Here is a 16,463-nt window from a genome sequence, read left to right on the forward strand (position 1 = left end):
GATAGATAAGTTATAACGGATAGATAAGAGCGTTTAATCGCTTGGCTTCTGAAAGGCTTTCGAGGCCAAGTCCGCCGACTAATGCACTGCCTTTTACGGTAATGATTTGTTTGTTCATGCCAGCAGGAGTCGCTGCTAACATAGGCAGCGATTTAAGAATGGCGTCAGTGCCGCCCATTTTCTGGTAGCTGCGGCCACTCACCAAGATGACATCAGGCTGCATTTCAACGAGTGATTCCATCGATAGTGGTTTGTAAGACGTCAGGCTCTTTGCCGCAGGGTTTACACCGCCAGCCAATTCAATGATCGCGTTTGGTGACGTTTCACCGCCAGCAACATTCGCCGGGCGACCTTCATGCAATAATAAGAACAGAACTTTCTTCGCTTCGTTGTTGGGTACTTGGTTTGATTTTAGTGCCGCAATCTTCTTATTTACTTCAGCTTTGACTTGCTGTGAGTGAGCTTCGGTGTGGGTAATTTTTGCGATTTGGTCGATACGCTTTAATAACCCCTCAACGTTTGCTTCGGTATTGACGATCTCGACATCGACACCGGCAGATTTCAATTGAGAAATCGCGTTGTCAGGTCCCATTTCATCTGAGCCAATTAGTGTCGTTGGCTCTAAAGCAATCAAGCCTTCTGCTGAAAGGTTTCGGTGGTAACCAATCTTCGGCAGGTTCTCTGCTTGAGGGAAATGGCTGGTCACATCAATCGCCACTAACTGCTCTTCAGCGCCTAATGCTAAGACCAATTCAGTCACAGCACTGCCTGCACTTATGATTCGAGGTTGTTCTACGTCATTAGCCATTGCCGTTGGCGCAGTCAGTGCCAAGCTCATTGCAGCTACTGAAAGGAGATGTCTCTTGGTCGTTAATTTATTGAGCACGTTTAAGTTGTTCATAATCATTTCTTTATATTATCTACTTGTTTCGCGAAGATTCTCAGTGAGCAGTCCGTTCGCATTGTGAGTTCGTATCGATAGAGAGGTTTAGCTCTGCTTCTTTGGTGTTAGTCATCAACAGCCAAACTTCATGAAAATAGAGAGTTGTTCTAGCCATCTTCAGTGAGCAATTGAGTCGCTGGTATTCCGTTCTCTTGAAGGAAAGACAGCAATTTCACTAGGTTCTCAACGTTGGCGGCTTTATCTGCACCAATGATGATCGGCTTCTTGTCTGATGTGCCAGTTTCTTCTAGCAATGCAATCTTGAAGTTTTCCCAGTCGATGTACTCTTGGCCGTTAATCGCCCAGTAGGGTTCGTGATCTAAGATATTGACGCTAATCGAATCTTTATGAACTTCAGAAACGTTCTTAATATCAGAGCTCGGCAGTTCGACTTCTAATGACTCCAACTTCACCGATGCTGTCAGCAGCAGGAAAACCATCACGATAAAAATGATGTCGAGCAGCGGTGTTAAGTCCGGAGCTAAACTTTGTGTTTGAGATGAGTGGGGCGTTTTAATCATGCTTGTCTCGCATCACCGACAGCGACTTTGTTTAATGATGAATCTTTAGTTTCGTCAGACTGATTAGTTTGAATCGACATGCCTTCTAACCACACATTCACATAATTCAAAGTATGTTCTAGCTGCGCCAAAACCCTATCGGCCCAAAGTCCAAGCAGTTGAGACCCTGAGATCGCAGGCAGTGCAATCATCAAACCTGCAGCTGTGGTTCTCATTGCTAAGCCAAGGCCGTCAGCTAGATCATTTGGTGTGATACTTCCGGTGGTAGCAGCTACACCTTTGAACATCTCGATAAGACCAAGCACCGTACCAAGCAAGCCAATTAGTGGACTGATCACGCCGATTAAACCAAGCAGCCTTAAACCTGCGTGCAGCTGGTGGCGTTTTTCTTGTAGCCAGATGCCTGCTGCATCTTCACGTAGTCCTTTCGAAAAAGAGTGGTGAGCAAGCAACATCGAGACGCCCTTGTACAGCAGTGGTCGTTTACCTGAAATAGCCTGAGCAAGCGCTTCAATCTCTTTGCTGTTGGTTGGTGATATTTGATTGAGCTCGCGACGAATGGCGCGTTTGCCAACACCAATGCTTAACATCACTTGGAAGACACGTTCAGCGATGATCATTGCGGTTAATGCTGAACAGATAAGAAGAGGCCAAGTCATTAAGCCAAGTTGATCTTGTAAGTAACTGATTTGTTGCATGATTATTCCAACCTAAAACGAACAGGTAGTTGTACTCGGTGAGCAATCGCTCGACCATTGACAGTGTGGGGTGAGAACTTCCATTTTTTAATGGCGTCTAAAGCGGCGTTGTCGAGTATTAGTACGCCTGATGAATTTACTAATGCTTGCTTAATTTGTTTGCCTTCCGCGTCTAACCAGACCTCATAAATTGCGACCCCTTCAATACCACGACGTATTGCCTGTCGAGGGTAAGTCGGGGGAGTAGGGGGAGCTGAAAACGAAGGCTTAGTGACTAGCACAGGCTCTTGGTTTGATACACCTTGGTTTACTTCCTGAGGTTGGTTGGCAGACTCGGCCAGGTTTCTATCGACTTTCTTGTCGGCCAGTTTTTCTGGTTGAGGCGTTGGTTTGGACTTTGGTTCTGGGCGTTCTTTCTTAACGACCTTTTTCTGAGTCACTGGTTTCCTTTGAATCGGCTTCTTCTCGACTCTCTTTTCAACAACCTTTTTCTCTACTTTCTTGGGTTGAGGCTTATTGGTGATCGCTTTTTTCTTTGGCGTCGGTTTGGCTTGCTTTGGCTCAACGGCCTTGGGTTCGACAGGTTTAGGTTCAGCTTGTGAGACCGTTTCTTTGATTGGTTCTGGTTCAACCTGCTCTGTGATGGTTTTTTGTTGAGCTGGAGAAGGCGTGTTCTTGGGAGTGAAGTTGATCGATACCGTGTTCGATTGGCTACCTGCAGGCATCGCGAATACTTTGGATTCTTGAGCAACAAATAATAGCGCTGCATGAATCACTAACGATGCACCGCCTGCAATAACATATCTAGGAACGTTCACACTCAATCCTTTACCAAATCCAAAATCTGTATCGGATTATTGCCTAGAATCTAAATAAGATCAATTATCAATTGCATTATCATTTGCGTCTATTTATGATTATTTCAGTTTTAGCGAATAGTCTTCCAGACTTTGCTATGTAAGTGTTTAGAGAGATTATATGAGTCTTAATATCTATAAGTATGACGAATCAGTCTTGGGTATTTCTAGCCCTGATCCGCTTCGTTTTGCGTTTGCTAAAAAGCATTCTGCCCATTCCGGAGGAAGTTCAATTCCGGTCGACCCGAGCAAGAAGTTGGAGCTCTTTGATGAACTGATGTTAAGTGAAGGGCAAAAACAGGATAAACGTTGCTTGTATATCCATATTCCTTTTTGTCGTGTGCGTTGTACGTTCTGCAATTTCTTCCAAAATGCCGCCAGCCGTAAATTAGTGGATGAGTATTTCGATGCACTGATGGTCGAGCTAAAGCAGAAAGCCAAAACACCTTGGGCTCAGTCTGGACTATTTCACGCTGTCTATATTGGTGGTGGAACACCCACCGATTTGTCACCTCAACAAGTTGAGCAGCTTGGTAAAGCCATTCGTCAATATTTCCCACTAGCAAACGATGTGGAAATGACCTTGGAAGGACGCATCAATCGCTTTGGCGACGAGATGTTTGATCGTGCGCTTGAAGGTGGCTTCAATCGTTTCTCATTCGGTATTCAAAGTTTCAATACTCAAGTTCGACGCAGTGCTAAGCGCTTGGATGACCGAGAAGTGGTGTTGGAACGTATCAGTTCACTGAGCCGCACTGAACAAGCTCCGATCGTTCTTGATTTGTTATACGGATTACCGCACCAGTCTATGGAAGTGTTCCAACAAGATTTAGAAGACTACATGTCTACTGGCGCACACGGCATTGACCTCTACCAACTTATTGTTTCGGGCAATGCTCCTATGCTGAATCTCGTTGAGAAAGGAAAAATACCACCACCGGCCAATACGCCAGATAAGGCGAGTATGTATTTGGCGGGTGTTGAGTTCATGGCAAAAAATAAGGTCAAGCAACTGAGCGTGAATCACTGGACTCGTGATAATCGAGAACGCAGCATTTACAACAGCTTAGCGAAAACTTATGCCGAAGTTCTACCCATTGGTTGTGGCGCTGGTGGCAACATCGGTGGTCATGGAGTAATGCAACATCGAACTTTAGACAGCTACATGGAGTCTATAAAGCAAGGTCAATTGCCTATTGCCATGATGACGAAGCAAAGCTCATTAGAGCCAAGCTTCTCTTCATTGAAGGCAGGTTTTGATTCTGGTGTTGTTAGAAGAAGCACATTACCGACCTTTATGGGACAAGACACGTTCGACTACCTTAAGCCTTTGTTCGCGCATTGGGAAAAGAACGGTTTAGTTGAGCTTTCGGAAGATTATCTGAGCCTGACTATTGCTGGCAGCTTTTGGGCGGTAAGCCTAGCGCAGAGTGTGATTCAAGTGCTTAACGCTGAATACCAAGCCATGCACCCAGCACCTAAAACGTCAGGTTTGGGCGTACACCCGCATGCAAGTTTGAAGCACGCTTAATATCGAATTTTTAGTTTACAACTTACGTAAATTACTCGTTTATACGGAACATATTCAATGACAGATACAACATTAGAAATGACAGAAACTCTAGAACAAAGCGTAGCTCGAATTTTAGAAGAAGAGCCAAAACTACTGCCGACAGCAATTGCTGAGAAGCTAGGTGTTTCAGAGGTTGAAGTAGTAGCAGCCTTTCCAAGCGACATGGCGGTGATGCTAGATGGCAGCCGAGCTCAAGAGATTCTAGAAGGTTTAGTGGGCTGGGGCCCGGTGACCACAATTATGCATTCATTTGGCTCAATCTTCGAAGTAAAGGCGCCGTTCCCGAAAGGCAAAGTAGCACGTGGTTACTATAACCTAATGGGCAAAGAGGGCGAGCTTCATGGCCACCTGAAACTTGATAACGTTAAACATATCGGTTTGGTGAGCAAGGCGTTCATGGGGCGTGAAAGTCATTACTTCGGTTTCTTCAGTGAAACGGGCGAGAACATTTTTAAGATCTACCTAGGCCGCAATGAAAAGCGAGAGCTTATTGTCGACCAAGTAGAACGCTTCAAAGCACTAAAAGAACAAGCTTAAGCACGATTAACGGCAAGCTTAACTAAGGTTGCCAACTCGTTTAAACAGTACATCAATGCTCGAGGATCGCTTAGTTCGCTCATGATCGCTCAACCTCGGGCAAAAATAGTAAATCAGAGAAAGTGAAGAAAGGAATTACCCATGGAACAGCAAGTAAAACAAGAACGTCTACAAGGTCGCCTAGGTCCAGAAATTAAAGAGTTTCGCCAAGAGCGCCGCACCCTTCAACTTGCAACGGTTGATGAAGAAGGTCGCCCGAACGTAAGTTACGCGCCATTCGTTCAGAACCAAGAAGGTTACTTTGTTCTCATTTCTGATATTGCTCGTCACGCTCGTAACTTGAAGGCTAATCCTCAAGTGTCTTTGATGATGATTGAAGACGAAGAGAGCTCGAAGCAGCTTTACGCACGCAAGCGTTTAACGTTTGATGCACAAGCAAGTGTTGTTGAGCGTGAAACCGAACTTTGGACTCAAGTGATTGGCCAGATGCAAGAGCGTTTTGGTGAAATCATTGATGGTTTGAGCCAACTTCAAGACTTCTCTCTGTTCAACCTTAAAGCAGAGAATGGCCTGTTCGTTAAAGGCTTTGGTCAAGCATACCAAGTGTCAGGCGACGATCTGGTGGATTTCGTTCACCTACAAGAAGGCCACAAAAAAGTGTCTAACGAGTAATCTCGTTTAACTGATTTCTTCAGGAGCCCTCCAATGTGAGGGCTTTTTTATGTCTAAATCAAAGAGTTTGGTATATTGGCGTTTGATGACTATTTATGTGTAAGGATCGGTACGTGAAACCAGTAAGTCGAGATTGGGACGAGTTTTGTTATCCGTTTATCTATGAAGACAGTCCTATCTGTGATTTTGAGATTTTGTCGGATGAACTTTGTTGCCGAGTTGGATTGGTGTTGTCTTTAGAGCTAGAGCCTCAGGTTCGTGAGATCCTGCAACGCTTGCAGCCAAACATCTATCACTTGAATGGCTCTGTGCGCGGTAAGCTCGCCATCACCGAATCTGAATTGGTCGAGCTCAAGCAAGACTATCATCGTATCCGTGAGCAGCTAGAAGGTGGTTTTAAAGGTTTTGTCTTACCTGGCGGGCATCGAGTATCCAGCGAGCTTCACTTATGTCGCTGTCAGGCTAAAAAAGTCGTGCGAGCGCTGGTGAGTATTGAGCATCATGAAAGTAAAAAATCGCCAGATCCGATTCTTTTTAAATACGCTAACTTAGTCGCGAACACACTCTATGCATTGGCGTCTTTTACCAATCATGTCAATGAAGTTGAGGAAGTGGAATTTGTGAGTAAGAGCTATTCTATGCCAAAGAAATCTTAAGGAAGATCTCTACATTGATTCATATCTAATATCTAATCCTTAAGAAGCTAAGAAGCTAAGAAGCTAAGAAGCTAAGAAGCTAAACCATTAAGCATGATGCTGGGTTTAGCTTCCAAAATAGCGTCTAAGCAGCCGTAGAGGCTTCGTTTAAGACTTTTGCGCCGCGTAGCATGGCTTCGATTAATTCGCCCGCATTGAACTTCTCAAGCGCTTCATGTGCACCCACCTGATTGGCTCGGTCGACACAGATTTCACTGGACAGTGAGGTATGCAAAATACAGTAGGCATGACTCAGTGCGCTGTCATTTTGTACTTCAAACGCAAGCTCATAGCCATCGAGTCCAGGCATCTCAATATCACTCACGAGAAGATCAATTGCATTGCCAGCGCTGGCTTGGCGTCGCATTAGATCGATCGCATCTAAACCATTATTACAAATGCTATAAGGGATGTTGATGCTGTCCAAGGCATCAGATAGCTGTTTCCTCGCGATTAAAGAGTCATCAACCAATAATATATTCAGCGCTTTTAGACGCTCCCTTTCTACATCGGTCAGCATTGGAATATGCGCGTTTTCATAAGCCGGATAGATCTTAGAAAGTAATAACTCCACGTCGAGCATTTGCACGATACGATCTTCAAAACGCGTAATACCTGTCACAAACACATTACGACCGACACTGGCGGGTGGCGATTCAATGCTTTTCCAATCACATTCAATGATTTTATCAATCGAACGAACCAGAAATGCCACTACTGTTCTTAAACAATCGGTGACGATGAGCACACAATCTTGGTATTCAGCAGGTGTTATCGGTCGAAAGCCAATCGCTGCAGACATATCAATGACTGGAACGGTAAGATCGCGGATGGTCACCGTACCAATCACGTGATGATGGGAGTATGGGATTTGAGTCATCGGCTGAAAAGGCACTATTTCTCTTACCTTAAGCGTGCCAATCGCAAAACTTTGAGTAAGGGATAATTTGAACATCAACATTCCCTGTGACTGACTCGCTTTACTGATCGGTTTGGCCATAGTGGCTCCTACTTAATACGCGCTTAATTTATAAGGATTAATTTAAAGGGAAACAGGGGTGTCGGCAAGTCACTATACGGTTTTTAGGGGCTTTAAGGCAGTTGTTTTCGGTTATAGAGTGAAGATTGACAGTTCTTGGGTTAAAATCACGCTAAACGCGCGCTGTCGATGGTTTTATGTCGACAAGTCGTTAGCGATAAACAGAATTACAACAGTCAGTTCATTAACGATGTTCTAAACCGTCGTAAGTAAACTGACCGCAACACACTGAGAATTATCATGGCAAGAACAGCAGCAGCGCTTCATATTTTGGTGAAGCACAAAGAAGTAGCAGAAGACATCATCAAGCAGCTTAAAAAAGGCGCTAAGTTTCAAACGCTAGCGAAGAAGCATTCAACGTGTCCATCTGGTAAAAAGGGCGGCGACCTAGGCGAGTTCAAAAAAGGTCAAATGGTGCCTCAGTTTGATAAGGTTTGTTTCTCTGGCGAGACGCTTGTACCCCACCTTGTGAAAACAAAATTTGGCTGGCACGTCGTGAAGGTTCTTTACAGAACTTAGCTATAAATATGTGTTAGATTGAATAAAAGGAGCGTATATACGCTCCTTTTTTGTATCCATTTTCCGCACTTTAAACGCTTATGTAACTTGGTTGTTCTAAGGCAACCAAAGTTATGTAGCGGCAGTTTAGTGAATCAATGTTGTTTCGAGATGATCTCTTCGAATAAAACTTGGATTAGCTTGCTACCATGGTCAGTGCTCCAGTCTTGCGCCAGTTCTGCAATCAACTGATTGGTTGAAGTTAGGGTAACACCGTGTTTTTCCATTCTTCTTAGTGCTGTTTCATCAGCTAATGTTGTTGGAGACCCAGACCCGTCAACCACGACCTGTACATTGTAACCTTCAGCTATGGCTGTGATCGCTGGGTAAACAACACATACATCCGTGGTGATCCCTGCAATGATGATATTTTTGCGTCCAGTTGCTTTAACCGCAGCCGCAAAGTTTTCATCTTTCATGCTATCGACAACTCCTCCACGAAGAATACGATTCTCGTAAGCTTCTGGTACTGCGTTAATCAGCTCATCAAAAAGAGGGCCTTGTGCTTGATCTTCCATACTCGATGTTAGGATCAGCGGCATCTTGGTCACATGTGCAGCGTGAGCTAATGCGACCGTGTTGTTTCTGATCTCTTCTAGGTTAGCCGAGCCAACCCAACCCATGGTGCCAACCTGATGGTCGATCAGTAGCATGACAGAGTTTTCTGGAGTGAATGTTGTAGTATTCATAATGGACTTCCTTTTTTAGTTATTGGTTTACTTGCTGGGATTGCAGTTGTTTTATTCGTCTAACACCTGCGATTAAGTTGCTAGTGCTGCTGTGTAATGATGCTCCGTTACTAATGAAGTCTTGTTTTAATGGGGTTCCCGAGACGATCACAAACTCAGCATTACTCTCTAATGCAGAGACAGCGATTAGCGATGTATTCTTATCAAACACACCTAATTCACCCGCTGATACGTCTTTACTTCCGACTCTGACAGAGCCATGGCGTACAAAAATAAAGGCTGTTGTCTGTGATGGTTCTCCTGCGTATTGCCATGTGTATTCGGCATCTAAGTTGATGTGTAAATACGTCATATCAACAGGAGTGAGAGCCTTGCTTTGTTTGCCGTTAAATCGTCCCACAAGTACTTTGGTGGTTGAATGAGCCTCTTCAACGACAGGGAGTTGCTCTTGTTGTTGGGTTGAATAAGTGACAGGCCCCAATTCATGTTCGTCTTCGGGTAAGGCAACCCAGAGCTGAAATGCATCCGCAACTTTGTTGTCCGGATGAACGGTCTCTTTGTGCAGCACTCCCGAACCTGCAGACATGATTTGTATGCCTCCGGCTTCTAATAAGCCTGAATGTCCGCCGGTGTTTTTGTGAGCAATAGCACCAATCTGTGGATAGCTTATGGTCGCTACGCCTGAATGTCCGTGAAAGTCAAAACCGGCGGTTCCCTTCACATTCGACATTTTAAAGTGGTCCCACAGCACAAAAGGGTTGAGATCTTTCAGGTTCGATGAGCTTACATAGCTCGTTACGGGGCCGTGATTTCGACCATTTCTGATTTCATGTATTTGTCTAATCATTTTGTTAGTCCTTAAATTTGATTGCTGAAAATAATATTAATAAAAGAATCATTACTTGATTAGATGGTATATTTGGTTTTGTTAATCCCGTTATTAAAGGTAATAAGGATGAATCTGAATGACATCAAGGTGTTCATTGACGTTGTAGAGGCTGGGAGTTTTGCTGGTGCAGGTAAAGTTTTGGATATGCCTTCTACGACGGTAAGTAGGAAGGTGCAGATGCTCGAAGCTGACTTAGGCGTTAAGCTCCTTCATAGAAGTACTCGTAAGCTTTCTATGACAGAAGCAGGGCACCAATACTTCCAATCGTGCCAACAACATCTTGCTGCTCTAGAAGAGGCTAATGAACAGATCAAGCAAACTCAGCTAGAGCCAAAAGGCAAAATTCGTATTACGTCGCCATTAGAATTTGCGATTCAATACGTACAACCTTGGATCGTCGAGTTCTTAAATCAATACCCGGATATCAGTATCGAACTCGATACTTCAGATGACTATATCAACATGGTGGAAGAGCGAATGGATATCGCGTTTCGCTCTGGGACGCTGCAAGACTCTTCGCTCATTGCGAGAAGGATTGGTCCCAAGAAGAATATCTGTTGTGCTAGCCCAGTGTTCCTGACAAAGGCTAAGAAGATCAAAGTGCCAGAGGACCTTCAGAAGGTTAATTGTTTGGTTATGGGCCACTCAATAGCCCATAACCGATGGCATTTTACAAAAGCTGAACAGGCTCATCATGTCGAAGTGACTGGTTTCTACGCGGCGAATGGCGCCAGGTTAATTATCGACTCGGCATTGCAAGGGCTCGGCGTCGCTTATATTCCAATTGCATTAGCGACCCCATACCTTAAAAATGGCCAATTAGTGCCAGTGCTAACTGACTATGACACACCAACCTCAGACATGTTTGTGGTCTATCAATTTCATCGATACATGGCGAAACCGACCCGACTCTTTGTCGATTTTGTGATGGAGAAAGTGACGCCAAATGCGCCTTGGGAAGGTTGATGCGCTTTATTCTGCATTTTGTTTGGATTGTTCGATGTTTGTTTCAGGGCGTTTATCAAGAATATCTCGCCTCAAGGCACTGCCTTTGCAAAAGTATGTAACTGAAGTTCTGTCGTAAAACTGTTGTATCATATGCATCGAATGGAATTTAAATGAGAGCTTATACGCTCCTTTTTTGTCACTTTTTTGCGCATTTAAAAGCACTATGGCTGAGTGTTCATCCCAGACGTTATGCGATAATTGGCACTACGCCCTTGACTATCCGCCGTGACTAATCGGTGGGAGGAGGAGGGTTTTTAATGAGTAACTCATATAATAAATACCATTCTTAAGGAAATTTATGCAGCTTTGCCTTTTAGCCTTTGTATTTATCTAGAAAGCTGTAAACAAGTTTGGTAGGAGAACAACATGGATAGTTCAGCTATGTTAAGCAACCCAGCGACAGATGTGATTTTGCATGCCTTTGACTGGTGCTACGCTGACGTAATGAAGAACGCCCCACTGATCCAAGAATTGGGTTATAAATCTGTTTTAGTATCACCGGCAATGAAGTCGTTACGCGGACCAAAAGGTTGTGACCGTGATTCTGGCACCCAATGGTGGCAGCGCTATCAACCACAAGATTATCGTGTGATTGATAATCAGCTTGGTGACACGCAAGATTTCACTGCGATGGTGAACACGTTAAAGCAACACGGGCTTCGTACCTATGTTGACGTCGTGTTTAACCACATGGCCAATGAGTCGGGTATCCGTGGCGATTTAACGTATCCAAATCAGCAAGACATGGCGTCTTATCAAGAAGATGCTGACTATTACGAATCCATACGTTTGTTTGGCGATCTTTCTAAGCCTTTATTTGATGAAAACGATTTTGTTGAAGCGTTTGGTATCAAAAACTGGAAAGACACTTGGGAAGTACAGAACGGGCGTATTACCGGTGGAGTTAGTGACCCTGGCTTGCCAACGCTGTTAGACAACGACAATGTGGTCGCGCAGCAGAGAGCTTACCTAAAAGCCTTAAAAGAGATTGGCGTGAAAGGGTTTCGCATCGACGCAGCGAAACACATGACACTGTCACACCTACGCAAGGTGTGGACTGATGATATCTGCGAAGAAATGCACATCTTTGGCGAGATCATTACTGATGGTGGTGCGACCAAAGAAGAGTATGAGTTGTTCCTTGAGCCTTACCTCAAACACACTCGCTTAGGCGCTTACGATTTCCCTCTGTTCAATACTATCTTCAAATCCTTTGAAGAGCAGGGCAGCTTTAAATCTCTGATCAACCCTTACTGTTTTGGTCAGGCGTTATCGAATATGCGAGCAATCACTTTTGCCGTCACTCATGATATTCCAAATAATGAAGTATTTTTGGATCACGTAATGGGTGAAGTTGACGAGCGATTAGCTCATGCCTTTATTCTTGGTCGAGACGGCGGTGTGCCGCTTGTTTACAGTGAGCTAAGTACCAGCGGCATTCTGGATCAGAACGGTCAGCCTCGTTGGCTTAACGATTGGCAAGCGCCTTACATGAAAAACATGATTCAGTTTCATAACCATGTTCATGGCGAAGCGATGCGTGTGGTTGAGGCAAATGATGATTTGCTGGTGTTTGTCCGTGGAGACAAAGGCATTGTGGTGATCAACAAGTCGAAGCGAAGTAAAACGGCATCACTGACTTGGACTGGTACAGTAACGGATTTGTTGTCTGGTGCAGTGTTTGATTGTGTCGATAAGACGCTAACCATTCAGGTTGAATCTAATCAGTGCATGATGCTGACAACCAATGAGTCGAACCTGTGATGAGTTACGTCTAATCGGTTAGAAAGATAAGACTGAAAAGAAAGACCCGTTTACTAGCATCTAGTAAACGGGTCTTTTGTTTTTTAGGTTCTTGGCTGAACGTTCGTTAAGCTATGTGTTGGTTAAGCTAAGCGCTGATTAACACAAACTTCTGTTAAACCGTGAACTTGTTCAATAGTTCATCCTGTGCACGAACATTGTCAGTTTGTACCTGCATTGCCGTGTTTGCTTCTTGAGCCGCGTTGGATACTTGTGTTGAAAGGTCTTTGATCTTAACTGTGTTGTTGTTGATCTCTTCCGCTACTAAGCTCTGCTCTTCTGCTGCTGAAGCAATTTGAATATTCATATCAGAGATACGCTGAATCGCGTCACGGATGCGGTCAAGTGAAGAGTTTGCTTGCTGAGCACGTTCAACGGCGTCAGTGGCTGTGTCTTTACTTTGGTTCATCGCGTTCGATACTGAGCTTGCACCCGCTTGGAGTTGCTCGATCATGTTGCGGATTTCAGTGGTCGATTCTTGAGTACGTTGTGCCAGAGTTCGAACTTCGTCGGCTACGACTGCGAAACCACGGCCTGATTCACCAGCACGCGCCGCTTCAATCGCTGCGTTCAATGCGAGTAGGTTAGTTTGGTCTGCAATATCGTTGATTACTTTAAGAATCGTTTCGATGTTGGCTGTTGCTGATTCCAGTACTTGTACTTCTGCAACCGCTTGGTCGATACGAGCTGAAAGGTTATCAATCGCTTGAGTGGTGTCACTGACTACAGATGTACCGTCTAGCGTTGCTTCGTCAGCTTCACGGGCTGCTGCTGCTGCGCCTTGAGCGTTATTCGCTACTTCTGTTGCAGTCACCGCCATTTCGTTCATTGCGGTTGCTAACTGCTCTAGTTCCTGCAGTTGCGTATTCATCGCGTTTGCTGATTCGCCTGCGCCTTTAACCGTGATTTCAGTACCACGCTTAATCTCAACACCAATCGCTTTTGATTGAATGATTTGGTTTTGCAGGTTTTCAGTAAAGGTATTGAAACCTTTTGCTAGGTCAGAGAACTCTTGGTCTGTGTTGGTATCTAGGCGCTTAGTTAAGTCACCTTGACCGCTCGCCACATCTTGAATTGCTTGGTTAAGTACATCAAGTGGACGCATTAATACACGAATCAAAACAGTCAGTGCAATGATGCTGAGAATAACCGCAATCAACGAGTAGATCATTGAGCTGTTTTTCAAATCTTCAACGGTTTGGTAAGCGATCTCTTCATCAAGGATTGCACCTATGTACCAATCTTCACTTGGGATGTGAGTGAAGTTCACTAGGAACATCTTGCCGTCGACTTCAATTTCTTGAGAGCCTTCACGAATGCTTGCTTGTGGCATGTAGCTTGAAAGCATTTCGCCATTGTTTTTCGCATTCGGGTGAGCAATCGTTGTGCCGTCGGCAGTGACTAGGAATAGGTAGCCCGCATCAAACAAGTTCACTTGGTTTACCAATGTCGCAAGGTTAGTCAATTCTAGGTCGTAGAACATACCTGCCGTGAAGCGGCCGTTGTCTTTGACTGGCGTACCTACAGAGATGATGACTTTCTTACTTGATGCATCCACATAAGGAGCGGTAACAACTAAACTGTTTTTGGATTTAGCATCAATGTACCAAGGGCGAATTCGTGGATCGTAATCAGGGCCAGCTTCCCAACCGTCATCATTTTCAATAACGAAACCGTTTGCTTCGTAACCAAAGCCAACCGCTAGGAAGCTGCTTTTAAGCTTTGGCTTTTCTAATATTTCTTTTACGTAAGTACGATCTTCAGGGTTGATCTCGATGACTTCAGTCGTCGATTGAGCCAACGCTTTCTTGGCGTTCATCTCTGATTCGACGGTATTTTTAACGCCAGAGACCATTTCTTTCAGGCTTGCATTGACGTGGTTTTCTACAGCACTTCTTACAGTGTAAAGTTGTTGTATTGAAAGCAATGATACTGTCACTAGCAGCAAGGCTGATGATGCAGCAACCACCTTATGGCTAAATTTCATTGAGTTTTCCCCTTCTCACAGACTTTGCGAAGACTAAAGTTAATCGTATTTTTGTAATTATATATATCGACTAGATTGAAATTTACTTGAGTTTAATTTCACAAAATAGACTACAAAAATACAACAACCTAAACAATACAAAATTCACTAAATCACATATTTGTTACTTTTAGTATTTGGTTCAATGAGTTGAAGAATTGATTTATCTGGAGGAGGAAGAATTTAATAATGTATTAATTTTGTGTTTATGTGCGTAGTTCTCGACTTAAAAGAGGTGGGGGTTAAAACTTATATGAAATCAAGTGATGTACCATCTTTATATATTGCTGGGCTTTGAGGTTGGCGTGTGAATATATTCAGTGCAATAAAAAGCCCCACAAAAGTGAGGCTTTATAAAGTAGTTCTTAATTACGCTATATCAGTAGGGTCTAATTTAGAATATTAGATGTGCTACACCAGCGATAACCGGAAGTGTAATTAACGTACGCAGAATAAAGATAATAAACAGCTCGAGGATGTTCACTGGAATCTTACTGCCTAGAAGCAGAGCACCTACTTCAGACATGTAGATCAGCTGAGTTACCGACATTGCAGCAATAACAAAGCGAGTCATCTCGTTGTCGATAGAAGCTGCAAGGATTGCTGGGATGAACATGTCTGCAAAGCCAACCACGATGGTTTCAGATGCCGCAACCGCTTCAGGAACACCAAGTAGCTCTAGGAACGGAATAAAAGGTTGACCTAGGAATGAGAATACCGATGTGTATTCCGCAATAACCAGTGCCATCGTACCAAGGCCCATAACAACAGGCAGTACGCCAAATACCATATCCACGGCGTTACGGATGCCTTCAGCAAATACTGACTTAGCAGACTTAACTTGTGATGCTTTGTTTACTGCTAGCTCAAGACCCCAAGAAAATGTTGAGTGACCTGCAGGGATCGCGTCAGCGTCTTTGTGAGGCTTGCTGCCATCAATGAAGGTGTCTTTCTTCATGCTTAGTGGCGGAAGACGAGGGATGATTACCGCAGCCACAATACCCGCTAGACAGATTGCTGCGTAGAAAGGTAGGAATAGGTGCTCTAGCTCTACTTGAGCAATAACCACAAGACTGAACGTGATAGATACTGCAGAGAAAGTGGTACCAACTACAGCGGCTTCACGCTGCGTGTAGAATTTCTTCTCGTACTGTTTGCTTGTAAGCAGGATACCGACACTGCCGTCACCTAACCAAGAAGCCATACAATCGATAGCACTACGACCTGGCAGGTTGAAGATTGGGCGCATCACTTTACTTAGTAAGGTGCCAAACAATTCTAGCAAACCAAAGTTAAGTAGTAGTGGCAGTAACAAACCAGCAAAGATAAACACTGAAAATAGAGTCGGCAGCAGCCCTTCAAGAACTAAGCCACCGGTGTTCTCTTCCCAAATAAATTCAGGGCCTACTTGGAAGAAAGCCATGAATGCTGCAGCACCACCGATCAGACGAACCAACAACCACAGTGGAGATGGGTTGAAAAGGCCGTTTAAAAATGAGTTCGATGTAATGAATGCAGGCTTGAAAATGGTGCTTAAAACGGAAGCTACAGACATGAAGGCAACGATTGCAGTGATAATAGCAACTAGAGACTCACCGAAAACCGCTTGAATTGATTTGGCTAGAATAGCGACAGGGATCGTTAGATCACCTTGGTAGCTGATTGGTGCCATGAAAAGGAATAAACCAATCAGAGATGGGATTAAGAAAACCCAGAAACTGCCTTTAGATTTCTCTGGTTGAGCAGTATTCGTGTTGTTAGACATGTTAATTGTTCTCGTATTTCTACATGTAAAAAAGCCACATCCTTGGCGTTTTTATTCTCTAAACATCCGTATTTTCTCACTGGCTGCAAGATTACCCAGTATTGATAGTGCTTGCAATACTATTCATCAAATATCGCTAACTATTCACACTGGTTATTCTGCAACTCGTTAAGAGTTTAGAATAAAGTGT

16 protein-coding genes are annotated in these 16,463 nt (G+C 44.0%); 7 read left to right on the top strand and 9 right to left on the bottom strand.

The window, feature by feature from the left end:
• Positions 1-10 precede the first annotated feature (10 nt).
• The 4 genes from NX845_RS11545 to NX845_RS11560 form a co-directional block, all read right to left on the bottom strand.
• Positions 11-901: a hemin ABC transporter substrate-binding protein gene (locus NX845_RS11545; protein WP_065681648.1), complete on the bottom strand. Its 891-nt coding sequence runs from the start codon at positions 899-901 to the stop codon at positions 11-13.
• A gap of 149 nt (positions 902-1,050) precedes the next feature.
• The gene (locus NX845_RS11550) at positions 1,051-1,464 is read right to left on the bottom strand and encodes a biopolymer transporter ExbD (RefSeq protein ID WP_017077389.1); all 414 of its coding nucleotides are present in this window, start codon (positions 1,462-1,464) and stop codon (positions 1,051-1,053) included.
• Entirely contained in the window at positions 1,461-2,162 is a 702-nt protein-coding gene (locus tag NX845_RS11555) for a MotA/TolQ/ExbB proton channel family protein (protein WP_065681649.1), read from the bottom strand. Before NX845_RS11555 ends, NX845_RS11550 begins: the two co-directional genes overlap by 4 nt.
• 2 nt (positions 2,163-2,164) lie before the next feature.
• On the bottom strand, positions 2,165-2,980 hold the full coding sequence (locus NX845_RS11560; protein ID WP_065681650.1) for an energy transducer TonB: 816 nt from the start codon (positions 2,978-2,980) through the stop codon (positions 2,165-2,167).
• Positions 2,981-3,140: 160 nt separating this feature from the next.
• Between NX845_RS11560 and hutW the strand changes: the two genes are divergently transcribed.
• The 4 genes from hutW to NX845_RS11580 all read left to right on the top strand — a co-directional run bounded on the left by hutW (position 3,141) and on the right by NX845_RS11580 (position 6,457).
• Positions 3,141-4,550, top strand: coding sequence for a heme anaerobic degradation radical SAM methyltransferase ChuW/HutW (hutW, locus tag NX845_RS11565; protein ID WP_260256839.1), 1,410 nt, complete (start codon positions 3,141-3,143; stop codon positions 4,548-4,550).
• Between the two features lie 57 nt (positions 4,551-4,607).
• Entirely contained in the window at positions 4,608-5,129 is a 522-nt protein-coding gene (gene hutX, locus NX845_RS11570) for a heme utilization cystosolic carrier protein HutX (RefSeq protein WP_054545757.1), read from the top strand.
• A 141-nt stretch (positions 5,130-5,270) separates the two neighbouring features.
• On the top strand, positions 5,271-5,801 hold the full coding sequence (hutZ, locus tag NX845_RS11575; protein ID WP_004731858.1) for a heme utilization protein HutZ: 531 nt from the start codon (positions 5,271-5,273) through the stop codon (positions 5,799-5,801).
• 113 nt (positions 5,802-5,914) lie between these two features.
• The gene (locus NX845_RS11580) at positions 5,915-6,457 is read left to right on the top strand and encodes an ATP:cob(I)alamin adenosyltransferase (RefSeq protein WP_004731855.1); all 543 of its coding nucleotides are present in this window, start codon (positions 5,915-5,917) and stop codon (positions 6,455-6,457) included.
• Positions 6,458-6,581: 124 nt separating this feature from the next.
• Here the strand turns inward: NX845_RS11580 and NX845_RS11585 are convergent, their stop codons facing one another.
• Positions 6,582-7,496, bottom strand: coding sequence for a chemotaxis protein (locus NX845_RS11585; RefSeq protein ID WP_004731853.1), 915 nt, complete (start codon positions 7,494-7,496; stop codon positions 6,582-6,584).
• 279 nt (positions 7,497-7,775) lie between these two features.
• Between NX845_RS11585 and ppiC the strand changes: the two genes are divergently transcribed.
• Entirely contained in the window at positions 7,776-8,054 is a 279-nt protein-coding gene (gene ppiC / locus NX845_RS11590; RefSeq protein ID WP_004731852.1) for a peptidylprolyl isomerase PpiC, read from the top strand.
• Positions 8,055-8,188: 134 nt separating this feature from the next.
• Here ppiC and NX845_RS11595 read toward each other — a convergent pair whose 3' ends face one another.
• Both NX845_RS11595 and NX845_RS11600 read right to left on the bottom strand, forming a co-directional pair.
• Positions 8,189-8,782 (bottom strand): isochorismatase family protein, encoded by a 594-nt coding sequence (locus NX845_RS11595; protein ID WP_065681653.1) that lies wholly within the window; start codon positions 8,780-8,782, stop codon positions 8,189-8,191.
• Positions 8,783-8,801: 19 nt separating this feature from the next.
• Entirely contained in the window at positions 8,802-9,629 is an 828-nt protein-coding gene (locus NX845_RS11600; protein ID WP_065681654.1) for a pirin family protein, read from the bottom strand.
• Positions 9,630-9,737: 108 nt separating this feature from the next.
• On the opposite strand from NX845_RS11600, the gene NX845_RS11605 reads away from it, so the two are divergent.
• Both NX845_RS11605 and NX845_RS11610 read left to right on the top strand, forming a co-directional pair.
• Positions 9,738-10,637, top strand: coding sequence for a LysR family transcriptional regulator (locus NX845_RS11605; protein ID WP_017094865.1), 900 nt, complete (start codon positions 9,738-9,740; stop codon positions 10,635-10,637).
• A 408-nt stretch (positions 10,638-11,045) separates the two neighbouring features.
• The gene (locus tag NX845_RS11610) at positions 11,046-12,443 is read left to right on the top strand and encodes an alpha-amylase family glycosyl hydrolase (RefSeq protein WP_215514696.1); all 1,398 of its coding nucleotides are present in this window, start codon (positions 11,046-11,048) and stop codon (positions 12,441-12,443) included.
• A gap of 154 nt (positions 12,444-12,597) precedes the next feature.
• Here the strand turns inward: NX845_RS11610 and NX845_RS11615 are convergent, their stop codons facing one another.
• Together NX845_RS11615 and NX845_RS11620 are read right to left on the bottom strand one after the other, a co-directional pair.
• Positions 12,598-14,469: a methyl-accepting chemotaxis protein gene (locus NX845_RS11615; RefSeq protein ID WP_004731849.1), complete on the bottom strand. Its 1,872-nt coding sequence runs from the start codon at positions 14,467-14,469 to the stop codon at positions 12,598-12,600.
• A 433-nt stretch (positions 14,470-14,902) separates the two neighbouring features.
• A complete protein-coding gene (locus NX845_RS11620; RefSeq protein ID WP_004731847.1) occupies positions 14,903-16,273 on the bottom strand; it encodes a YjiH family protein in 1,371 nt (456 codons plus the stop codon).
• Between the last annotated feature and the right edge of the window lie 190 nt (positions 16,274-16,463).

This window comes from Vibrio sp. NC2 (assembly GCF_025195005.1).
Classification (GTDB): domain Bacteria; phylum Pseudomonadota; class Gammaproteobacteria; order Enterobacterales; family Vibrionaceae; genus Vibrio; species Vibrio splendidus.

What these genes read in the sequence shown, in the direction of transcription:
- NX845_RS11545 (WP_065681648.1), bottom strand. Translation starts at nt 901, where the DNA reads ATGAACAACTTAAACGTGCTCAATAAATTAACGACCAAGAGACATCTC.
- NX845_RS11550 (WP_017077389.1), bottom strand. Translation starts at nt 1,464, where the DNA reads ATGATTAAAACGCCCCACTCATCTCAAACACAAAGTTTAGCTCCGGAC.
- NX845_RS11555 (WP_065681649.1), bottom strand. Translation starts at nt 2,162, where the DNA reads ATGCAACAAATCAGTTACTTACAAGATCAACTTGGCTTAATGACTTGG.
- hutW (WP_260256839.1), top strand. Translation starts at nt 3,141, where the DNA reads ATGAGTCTTAATATCTATAAGTATGACGAATCAGTCTTGGGTATTTCT.
- hutX (WP_054545757.1), top strand. Translation starts at nt 4,608, where the DNA reads ATGACAGATACAACATTAGAAATGACAGAAACTCTAGAACAAAGCGTA.
- hutZ (WP_004731858.1), top strand. Translation starts at nt 5,271, where the DNA reads ATGGAACAGCAAGTAAAACAAGAACGTCTACAAGGTCGCCTAGGTCCA.
- NX845_RS11585 (WP_004731853.1), bottom strand. Translation starts at nt 7,496, where the DNA reads ATGGCCAAACCGATCAGTAAAGCGAGTCAGTCACAGGGAATGTTGATG.
- ppiC (WP_004731852.1), top strand. Translation starts at nt 7,776, where the DNA reads ATGGCAAGAACAGCAGCAGCGCTTCATATTTTGGTGAAGCACAAAGAA.
- NX845_RS11595 (WP_065681653.1), bottom strand. Translation starts at nt 8,782, where the DNA reads ATGAATACTACAACATTCACTCCAGAAAACTCTGTCATGCTACTGATC.
- NX845_RS11600 (WP_065681654.1), bottom strand. Translation starts at nt 9,629, where the DNA reads ATGATTAGACAAATACATGAAATCAGAAATGGTCGAAATCACGGCCCC.
- NX845_RS11605 (WP_017094865.1), top strand. Translation starts at nt 9,738, where the DNA reads ATGAATCTGAATGACATCAAGGTGTTCATTGACGTTGTAGAGGCTGGG.
- NX845_RS11610 (WP_215514696.1), top strand. Translation starts at nt 11,046, where the DNA reads ATGGATAGTTCAGCTATGTTAAGCAACCCAGCGACAGATGTGATTTTG.
- NX845_RS11615 (WP_004731849.1), bottom strand. Translation starts at nt 14,469, where the DNA reads ATGAAATTTAGCCATAAGGTGGTTGCTGCATCATCAGCCTTGCTGCTA.
- NX845_RS11620 (WP_004731847.1), bottom strand. Translation starts at nt 16,273, where the DNA reads ATGTCTAACAACACGAATACTGCTCAACCAGAGAAATCTAAAGGCAGT.